Below are 2,007 nucleotides of genomic sequence, written 5' to 3' on the forward strand. Positions count from 1 at the left end.
GGCGAGGCCGGCATCGTCATGCTCGCCGCCGACTGGTGCGGCTACTGCCGCCGGCAACAGGCCGATTTCGCCCGCGCCCAGGTCCGCTACACGGTCCTGGACGTGGAGCAGGAGGCCGGCCGCCAGGCCGCCGCCGCGCTGGGCCTGGAAGGCGTGCCGATCACCGTGATCGGCCAGCATGTGGTCGAAGGCTACGACACCGCCGCCCTGGACCTGCACCTGCAGCCGCTGGGCTATCGCGTCTACTGATCACCCCACCCACTTTCTTAGCAGAGGAATCCCCCATGAAAGCACCCGTTCGTGTTGCCGTGACCGGCGCCGCCGGCCAGATCGGTTATGCCCTGCTGTTCCGCATCGCCTCCGGCGAAATGCTGGGCAAGGACCAGCCGGTGATCCTGCAGTTGCTGGAACTGCCGATGGAGAAGGCCCAGGCCGCGCTGAAGGGCGTGATGATGGAACTGGAAGACTGCGCGTTCCCGCTGCTGGCCGGCATGGTCGGCACCGACGACGCCGAAGTCGCGTTCAAGGACGCCGACATCGCCCTGCTGGTCGGCGCGCGTCCGCGCGGCCCGGGCATGGAGCGCAAGGACCTGCTGCTGGAGAACGCCAAGATCTTCACCGCGCAGGGCGCGGCGCTGAACAAGGTGGCCAAGCGCGACGTCAAGGTGCTGGTGGTCGGCAACCCGGCCAACACCAATGCCTACATCGCCATGAAGTCGGCGCCGGACCTGAACCCGAAGAACTTCACCGCCATGCTGCGCCTGGACCACAACCGCGCGCTGAGCCAGCTCTCGCTCAAGCTCGGCAAGCCGGTCGGCGGCATCGAGAAGCTGGTGGTGTGGGGCAACCACAGCCCGACCATGTACCCGGACTACCGTTTCGCCACCGCCGACGGCGCCTCCATCGCCGATGCGATCAACGATCAGGAATGGAATGCCGGCACCTTCATCCCGACCGTGGGCAAGCGCGGCGCGGCGATCATCGAAGCGCGCGGCCTGTCCTCGGCCGCCTCGGCCGCCAACGCCGCCATCGACCACGTGCGCGACTGGGTGCTGGGCAGCAACGGCAAGTGGGTGACGATGGGCGTGCCGTCCGACGGCTCCTACGGCATCCCGGAAGGCGTGATCTTCGGGTTCCCGGTCACCACCGAGAACGGCGCCTACACCATCGTCAAGGATCTGCCGATCGACGACTTCAGCCAGAAGTACGTCGACAAGACCCTGGCCGAGCTGGAAGAAGAGCGCAGCGGCGTGGCCCACCTGCTGGGCTGATCGCCAACGCGATCGCGTCGTCACGGAACGCCGGGCCTCGCCCGGCGTTTCGCGTTGTAGGAGTCCGACATGATGAATCTGATCCACTGGCGGCTGTACGTCGCCGTGGTCGAGTGCGGCAGCATCAGCGCCGCTGCCGCGCGCTGCGGCATCACCCAGTCCGGCGCCAGCCAGGCCATCGCGCAGATGGAGCACGTGCTGGGCGCAGCGCTGCTGCTGCGCGAGCGCGGGCGGATCCGGCCGACCCCATTCGGGACGCGTGCGCTGGAACATGCGCGGGCGATGCTGGCCGAGCTGGGGCAGATCCAGGCCCTGGCCAGGGCGCAGCGCGCAGCGGGTGCGGCCTCGCTGCGGGTCGCCGGCTTCGCCTCGTCGCGGCCATGGCTGGCGCCGCGCCTGCGCGCGTTCGAGCGGGCGCATCCGGACGCGGGTGTGGTCTGGCTGGAAGGCGGCGACGAGGAGGTCGAGGCCTGGCTGGCCGCCGGGACGGTCGACCTGGGCGTGGTGCTGGATCCGGCGCCGGAGCGCGACGCCATGGTGTTCGGCATGGACGAGTGGCTGGCGGTGCTGCCGCCGGCGCTGGCGCGTCCGCGGGCGCGCGACATCGCCCTGGCGGAACTGCTGGCGCTGCCGTTCGTGCTGGCCACCGGCGGTTGCTGGCTGCATGCGCAACGCCTGGCCGAACGCGCCGGGCTGGCCATCGCCGACCTGCGCCTGCAGGTGCGCGACTGGTCCA

The 2,007-nt window shown here is 70.1% G+C and carries 3 protein-coding genes; all 3 read left to right on the top strand.

Going from position 1 to position 2,007, the window contains the following annotated elements; all coding sequences use genetic code 11:
• Nucleotides 1-249 (top strand): glutaredoxin domain-containing protein (locus D180_RS12230; protein WP_017913016.1); only part of this gene is annotated, 249 nt, incomplete at its 5' end.
• 35 nt (nucleotides 250-284) lie between these two features.
• On the top strand, nucleotides 285-1,271 hold the full coding sequence (locus D180_RS12235; protein WP_026144781.1) for a malate dehydrogenase: 987 nt from the start codon (nucleotides 285-287) through the stop codon (nucleotides 1,269-1,271).
• Between the two features lie 69 nt (nucleotides 1,272-1,340).
• Nucleotides 1,341-2,007, top strand: a 667-nt coding sequence (locus tag D180_RS12240) for a LysR family transcriptional regulator (protein ID WP_017913017.1), incomplete at its 3' end; no start/stop codon positions are given.

The sequence above is a fragment of the Xanthomonas sp. SHU 166 genome (assembly GCF_000364685.1).
Taxonomy (GTDB): Bacteria; Pseudomonadota; Gammaproteobacteria; order Xanthomonadales; family Xanthomonadaceae; genus Xanthomonas_A; species Xanthomonas_A sontii.

Excerpts from the sequence above, each read along its gene's own strand:
- D180_RS12235 (WP_026144781.1), top strand. The coding sequence starts at position 285 with ATGAAAGCACCCGTTCGTGTTGCCGTGACCGGCGCCGCCGGCCAGATC.